The sequence below is a fragment of the Streptomyces lushanensis genome (assembly GCF_001700515.1).
GTDB lineage: Bacteria > Actinomycetota > Actinomycetes > Streptomycetales > Streptomycetaceae > Streptomyces > Streptomyces lushanensis.
Window position 1 is genome coordinate 1 of record NZ_MAUD01000163.1, and the last position, 7,549, is coordinate 7,549.

2 protein-coding genes and 2 pseudogenes are annotated in these 7,549 nt (G+C 73.6%); 3 read left to right on the plus strand and 1 reads right to left on the minus strand.

The window, feature by feature from the left end; genetic code table 11:
• Positions 1-78 precede the first annotated feature (78 nt).
• Both polA and BFF77_RS15250 read left to right on the plus strand, forming a co-directional pair.
• On the plus strand, positions 79-2,787 hold the full coding sequence (gene polA, locus BFF77_RS15245; protein WP_066949272.1) for a DNA polymerase I: 2,709 nt from the start codon (positions 79-81) through the stop codon (positions 2,785-2,787).
• 438 nt (positions 2,788-3,225) lie between these two features.
• Positions 3,226-4,893: a lytic transglycosylase domain-containing protein gene (locus BFF77_RS15250; RefSeq protein WP_066949275.1), complete on the plus strand. Its 1,668-nt coding sequence runs from the start codon at positions 3,226-3,228 to the stop codon at positions 4,891-4,893.
• 74 nt (positions 4,894-4,967) lie between these two features.
• On the opposite strand, the pseudogene hrpB reads toward BFF77_RS15250, so the two are convergent.
• Positions 4,968-7,277, minus strand: a pseudogene (gene hrpB / locus BFF77_RS15255) (ATP-dependent helicase HrpB); the annotation flags it as partial.
• A gap of 1 nt (position 7,278) precedes the next feature.
• Between hrpB and BFF77_RS34485 the strand changes: the two are divergent.
• Positions 7,279-7,549: pseudogene (locus tag BFF77_RS34485) on the plus strand (ATP-dependent helicase HrpB); the annotation flags it as partial.

The window sequence follows — 7,549 nt, forward strand, 5'->3', positions numbered from 1 at the left end:
GGCGGGGGGCGGCCCGGAGGGCGAGGTTGTCCCCCGGACGGCTCGGCGCTGTCAGTGCGACGTGGCAGGATCGGGTCTGTGGCTGAGACAGCGTCGAAGAAGACCGCAGACAACCGTCCACGCCTGCTCCTCATGGACGGGCACTCCCTGGCGTACCGGGCGTTCTTCGCGCTGCCCGCGGAGAATTTCACGACCGCGACCGGTCAGCCGACCAATGCCATCTACGGCTTCGCGTCCATGCTGGCGAACACCTTGCGTGACGAGTCGCCCACGCATTTCGCGGTCGCCTTCGACGTCTCGCGCAAGACCTGGCGCTCCGAGGAGTTCCCCGAGTACAAGGCGAACCGCTCCAAGACGCCCGACGAGTTCAAGGGGCAGGTCGAGCTGATCGGGGAGCTGCTGGACGCGATGAGCGCGGACCGGTTCGCGATCGACGGCTTCGAGGCGGACGACGTGATCGCCACGCTCGCCACCCAGGCCGAGGCCGCGGGCTTCGAGGTGCTGATCGTCACCGGCGACCGGGACTCGTTCCAGCTCATCACCGAGCACACGACGGTGCTGTATCCGACCAAGGGCGTCTCCGAGCTGACCCGCTTCACCCCGGAGAAGGTCCAGGAGAAGTACGGGCTCACCCCCGCGCAGTATCCCGACTTCGCGGCTCTGCGCGGCGATCCGTCCGACAATCTGCCCGGTATCCCGGGGGTCGGTGAGAAGACCGCGGCGAAGTGGATCAACCAGTTCGGCTCCTTCGACGAACTGGCCACGCGCGCCGACGAGATCAAGGGCAAGGCCGGGCAGAACTTCCGCGACCATCTGGAGTCGGTCAGGCTCAACCGCCGGCTCACGGAGATGGTGCGCGATGTCGAGCTGCCCAAGGGGCCGCGGGATCTGGAGCGCGCGCCCTACGACCGCGCGGCCGTGAAGCGGGTGCTGGACGTGCTGGAGATCCGTAACCCGAGTCTGCGCGAGCGGCTGCTCGCGGTGGACCCGGGCGCCGCCGAGGAGGAGTCGCCGGCGCCCGCCGCCGGTGTGGAGCTGGACGGCGCGGTGCTGGGCGCGGGCGAGCTGGCGCCCTGGCTGGCCGAGCACGGCGGACAGCCGCTCGGAGTCGCCACGGTCGACGCCTGGGCGCTGGGCGCCGGAAGCGTCACCGAGATCGCGCTCGCCGCGGCCGGCGGCGCCGCGGCCTGGTTCGATCCGGCCGGGCTGGACGAGGCGGACGAGCGGGCGTTCGCGCGGTGGCTCGGTGACGCGGGCCGGCCCAAGGTGATGCACAACGCGAAGGGCGCGATGCGGGTCGCGCCCGAGCATGGCTGGCGGGTCGACGGCGTCACGATGGACACCGCCCTGGCCGCCTATCTGGTCAAGCCGGGCCGCCGCTCGTTCGCGCTGGACGCCCTCGCCATCGAGTATCTGGGCCGTGAGCTGGCCCCGGCCGCCGAGGACGGGCAGCTCGCGTTCGGTGTCGACGAGCAGGCCGAGGCCGATGCGCTGATGACGCAGGCCCGCGCCGTCCTCGATCTGGGCGGCGCGTTCGCCGAGCGGCTCGGTGAGGTCGGCGCGAGCGAGCTGCTCGACGAGGTGGAGCTGCCCACCTCCGAGCTGCTGGCCCGGATGGAGCGGCACGGCATCGCCGCCGACCGCGCCCATCTGGAGGCCATGGAGCAGCAGTTCGCGGGCGCCGTGCAGCAGGCCGTGAAGGAGGCGCACGCCGCGGTCGGCCACGAGTTCAACCTCGGCTCGCCCAAGCAGCTCCAGGAAGTCCTCTTCGGTGAGCTGGGCCTGCCCAGGACGAAGAAGACCAAGACCGGTTATACGACGGACGCCGACGCGCTGGCCTGGCTCGCCGCCCAGACCGAGCACGAGCTGCCGGTGATCATGCTGCGCCACCGTGAGCAGGCGAAGCTCCGGGTCACGGTCGAGGGCCTGATCAAGGCCATCGCGGCGGACGGCCGTATCCACACCACCTTCAACCAGACGGTGGCGGCGACGGGCCGGCTCTCCTCCACCGATCCCAACCTCCAGAACATCCCGGTCCGCACCGACGAGGGCCGGGCCATCCGGCGCGGCTTCGTCGTCGGCGAGGGATACGAGTCGCTGATGACGGCCGACTACAGCCAGATCGAGCTGCGGGTCATGGCGCATCTGTCCGAGGACGCCGGGCTGATCGAGGCGTTCACCTCCGGCGAGGATCTGCACACCACCGTCGCCTCCCAGGTGTTCGGCGTGGACAAGTCCGCCGTCGATCCCGAGATGCGCCGCAAGATCAAGGCGATGTCGTACGGACTGGCCTACGGGCTCTCGGCGTTCGGCCTCTCCCAGCAGCTCGGCATCGAGGCGGCCGAGGCGCGCGGGCTGATGGACACGTTCTTCGAGCGCTTCGGAGGCGTACGGGACTATCTGCACCGCGCGGTCGTGGAGGCCAGGGCCACGGGATACACCGAGACGATGCTCGGCCGCCGCCGCTATCTCCCCGACCTCAACAGCGACAACCGCCAGCGCCGGGAGATGGCCGAGCGCATGGCGCTCAACGCGCCGATCCAGGGCACCGCGGCGGACATCGTCAAGGTCGCCATGCTCAAGGTCGACCGGGCGCTGAGGGAGGCCGCCCTGGAGTCGCGGATGCTTCTCCAGGTGCACGACGAAATCGTGCTGGAGATCGCCGCGGGCGAGCGCGAGCGGGTGGAGGAGCTGCTGCGCCGCGAGATGTCGAGCGCGGTCGGGCTGCGCGCGCCGCTGGATGTCTCGGTGGGCGTCGGCACGGACTGGGAGTCGGCGGCGCACTGACCGGAGGGCTCCGGCGCGCTGCCCGCGGCGCCGCCCGGAGCGGTCCGGTCGGCCGGCTCTCGCGGGCCCGGCGGACCGGACCGGGCGCGCCGGCCGGCTGTCCGGGCAGGACCCGGTGCGACGAGCCGGAGAGCGACCGGCACGGTGGTCTGTGCGGTGATCGGCACGGTGATCGGTGCGGCTTTCAGGTGCCCCTCCCGGGTGCGCCGGGGCCGCGCCGGCCCTCACGCGGCGGCGGCGTTCGCACGGCCCGCCGACCATGAGGGCAGCCCGGAAGGACCCTTCGTACCGGACTCCGGGGCACTTGGGGGTCGAGGAGGTGGCGAACTGGTGAATACCGGTCACGCACCGGTGTGCTGGGGCCTGGAGTTGACGTAGTGTCGCCTGAGTCCACGCGCGGGGAGCGCGAACAGCAGTCCACCGGGAGGGACCAGACGTATGGCAGCGCTATTCGGCCGCCGACTGCGTAAAGGAGCCATGACGACGGCGGTGGCCGCGGCGGCGATCGCCGCTCTCTCCGCCTCGCAGGCACCAGGCGCGATCCCCACGGACACCGAGACGGACACCGGCGGCAACGCGCAGGCCGCCGACGTGACCCCGCCTCCCGGCACACCGGTCAGCGGCAACTCCCCGTACTACACCGAGCTTCCGCCGCTCACGACGCCGGGCAAGCCGGCCACCTCGATCGACCTCCCGGTCACAGGTCCGGCGGAAGCGGGCATACCGGCGACGGTGCTGGCCGCGTACCGGCAGGCGGAGCAGGCCCTCGCGGAGAGCAGGCCCGGCTGCAATCTGCCCTGGCAACTGCTCGCCGCCATCGGCAAGGTGGAGTCGGGCCAGGCGCGCGGCGGCCGGGTGGACGCCCAGGGCACCACGCTCTCCCCGATCCTCGGCCCGGTCCTCAACGGTGTGGGCTTCGCCGACATCAGCGACACCGACAACGGCCAGTACGACGGCGACACGACGCACGACCGCGCGGTCGGCCCGATGCAGTTCATCCCGTCCACCTGGGCCACCTGGGGCCAGGACGGCAACGGCGACGGACGCAGGGACCCCAACAACATCTACGACGCCGCGCTGGCCGCCGGTCAGTATCTGTGCGCCGGGAACCGCGATCTGTCGGTCGACGCGGACCTGCACCGGGCGATCCTCGGCTACAACCACTCGCAGGAGTACCTGAACACGGTCCTGACCTGGTTCGAGTACTACAAGAACGGTACGCACGAGGTCCCGGACGGCACCGGCGTACTGCCCGTCGGCCCCGGTCCGGCCGGTCCCGGCACCCTGCCCGACCCGAGCCCGAAACCGTCCACCACCCCCGGCTCCAAGCCGCCGAAGCCGGGCGGCTCGACCCCGCCGACCGGCCCGAGCATCCCGAAGCCGCCCAAGCCGGACGACGGAGACCCGACCACACCCGCCCCGAAGCCCGTCGTCGAGCACCTGGAGAAGACGACCGCGGGTGCACTGAGCGCCGTGGCCGGCAGCGCGTTCGGCGAGCGTGCCGGGGTACGGGCGGAGGACGCGGCGGGCAAGCCCGTCGCCGACGTGGCCGTACGGTTCGAGATCACCGGCACCACGGACGCCCGCTTCAGCGGCGGCGCCACCGTGGTCACCGTCACCACCGGTACGGACGGCACGGCCACCGCGCCGGCCCTCCAGGCGGGCGAGCAGACCGGCGAGTTCCGGGTCAGGGCCACGGTCAGCGGCACGGATGTCGCGGCCGTCGAGTACGCCGCGAGCGTCACGGCCCGGCAGACGGACACGCTCGCCACCGCGCAGAAGACGCTGACGGCCACGGCCGGTACGGAGTTCGCCGACACGGTCGAGGTCAGGGCCACCTCCGGCGGTGTCGCCGTCGCGGGCGCCGGGCTCACCGCCACCGTGATCAACCCGGACGACGCCACGACACCGGCGGCCGGTCCGTACTTCAAGGACGCGGACGGCGGCCCGCTGCGGAGTCTCCAGGGCCTGACGACGGACGCGGGCGGTGTCCTCCAGCTCCCGAAGATCTACGCGGACGACACCACCGGCACGTTCGTGCTCCGCCTCGTCACCGACAACGGTGTGCAGCTCGACATCACGCTGACGGTCGCCGCCGCGGCCTGAGCGACAGGACCCCCACGGCCCCGCGCCATCGCCCGCTCGACGGGCGTGGTGCGGGGCCGACGGCGTCCTGGGCGTCAACGCCGGTTGTTCGTGCGGCGCGTGGCCACCGCCGCCGAGGGATCCTCCGGCCAGGGATGGCGCGGATAGCGGCCGCGGAGCTCGGCGCGCACCGAGCGGTAGCCGTCCCGCCAGAAGGACGCCAGATCCGCCGTGACGGCCGCGGGCCTGCCCGCCGGGGAGAGCAGATGGACCAGCACCGGCACGCCCGCGACTCTCGGCGTCTCGGCCAGGCCGAACAACTCCTGGAGCTTCACCGCCAGTACGGGCTGCGGTCCGCCGTACTCGACCCGTACCCGTGATCCGCTGGGCACCTCGATACGTTCCGGAGCCAGCTCGTCCAGCCGCGCCGCGTCACCGCTCGCCCAGGGCAGCAGCCGCCGCAGCGCCTGTCCGGCGTCGATCCGTTCCAGATCGGAGCGGCGCCGGGCGCGCGACAGTTCGGGCTCCAGCCAGTCCTCCGTACGGGACAGCAGCGCGGCGTCCGACACATCCGGCCAGGGCGCGCCCAACTCCCGGTGCAGAAAGTCCAGCCGCTCGCGCAGCCCCTGCGCGTCCCGTGTCCAGCGCAGCAGCCCGAGCCCGTGCCGGGCCAGACCGTCCAGCAGGGCGTGCCGTACGGGACCGGGCCCGGGGCTCTTCAGCGGTCTCACGGCGAGATCCACGGCCCCGAGCCGCTCCACCCGCCGGGCGACCACATCGCCGTCCTCCCAGCGCACCTCGTCGCCCGCCACCCGCAGATGCCCGGCGGCGCTCCGCGCCGTCTCCTCGTCGATGACGGCGGCGAGCCGCACCCGCGCGGACGCCGCGTGCGCCGGCCGGTCCGCGACGGCCACGGCCAGCCACGGCGCACCGCGCAGCCCCGATCCCTGGCCGAGTTCGGCGCCGGTACCGGACACCATGAGAAACGCCCCGGCCCCGCGCGCCCGGGCGACCCGCTCGGGGAAGGCGAGCGCGGTGACGAGCCCGGCGACGACATCGTCGCCCCCCGACCCCGCCTCGCGGCCCGGACCCGAGCCGCCTCCCGGGCCGTCCGCCGCCGAGGCCAGACGGCGGACCTCCTGGCGCCAGCGCGTCGCGTAGCCGTCACCGCCTCGGCGGGCCGTGCGCCAGGCCGCCGCCAGATCGTCGCCGTACTCCCGGGGCGGTTCCTCGCTCAGCAGGGCCACCACCTCGGCCGCCCGCCGTGTGCCCACCTCGGCCGCGCCGTCCAGCAGGGCGCGGGCCAGCCGGGGATGGAGCCCGAGGCGGGACATCCGTACACCACGGCCGGTCGCCCGTCCGGCCTCGTCCACGGCGCCGATCGCGCCCAGTACGGAACGCGCGGCGGCCAGCGCCCCGGCCGGCGGCGGGTCCAGCAGCGCGAGACCGTCCGCCGACGGATCGCCCCAGCACGCCGCCTGGAGCGCGAAGGCCGTCAGATCCGCCACCTTGATCTCGGGGGAGGGGAAGCGGGTGAGACGGGTGTCCTCGGCCTCGCTCCAGCAGCGGTAGACCGTCCCGGGAGCCTCCCGCCCGGCCCGCCCGGCCCGCTGCGCGGCCCCCGCCTGGGACACCCGTACGGTCGTCAGCGCGCCCAGCCCCCGCGCGTGGTCGGTACGGGGCTCACGTGCCAGCCCCGCGTCCACGACGATCCGTACCCCGGGAACGGTCAGGCTCGACTCGGCGACGGCAGTCGCCAGGACGACACGGCGGCGGCCCGGTGCGCCCACGGCGTCCGGCGCCGACACGCCCGGGGAACCGGCCGGATCCGGCACGCCCCGGGAACCCGCCAGGACCGCGTCCTGCACCGCTGCCGGCGCCCGCCCGTGCACCTGGAGCACCTCGGCGCCGAGCCCCTCCAGCTGCCCCGCCACCCGGCCGATCTCGCCCACACCCGGCAGAAAACAGAGCAGATCACCGTCCCGCTCGGCCAGCGCCCGCCGTACCACCGACGCCACATGCGTCAGCAGCGCCGGATCGACCCGCATCCCGTGCGGCGGCCTCACCGGCGACCCCGGTGGCGCCCAGACCACCTCCACCGGATACGACACGTCCCGCGCCGTGACCACCGGCGCGTCGCCCAGCAGCCGCGCCCACCCGGCCGCGTCCGTCGTCGCCGAGGCCGCCACCAGCCGCAGTTCGGGGCGGAGCGCGGTCCGTACGTCCAGCAGGAAGGCCGCCACCGTGTCCGCGTCGAGATGACGCTCATGGCACTCGTCGAGGATCACCGCGTCGACGCCCGCCAGCTCCGGATCCCGCTGGAGCCGCTGGAGCAGCACCCCGGTGGTCACCACTTCCACCACCGTCGCGCGCCCCACCGCACGCTCCCCGCGCACGGTGAAGGAAGTGGTGACCACCGGGGTGCTGCTCCAGCGGCTCCAGCGGGATCCGGAGCTGGCGGGCGTCGACGCGGTGATCCTCGACGAGTGCCATGAGCGTCATCTCGACGCGGACACGGTGGCGGCCTTCCTGCTGGACGTACGGACCGCGCTCCGCCCCGAACTGCGGCTGGTGGCGGCCTCGGCGACGACGGACGCGGCCGGGTGGGCGCGGCTGCTGGGCGACGCGCCGGTGGTCACGGCGCGGGACGTGTCGTATCCGGTGGAGGTGGTCTGGG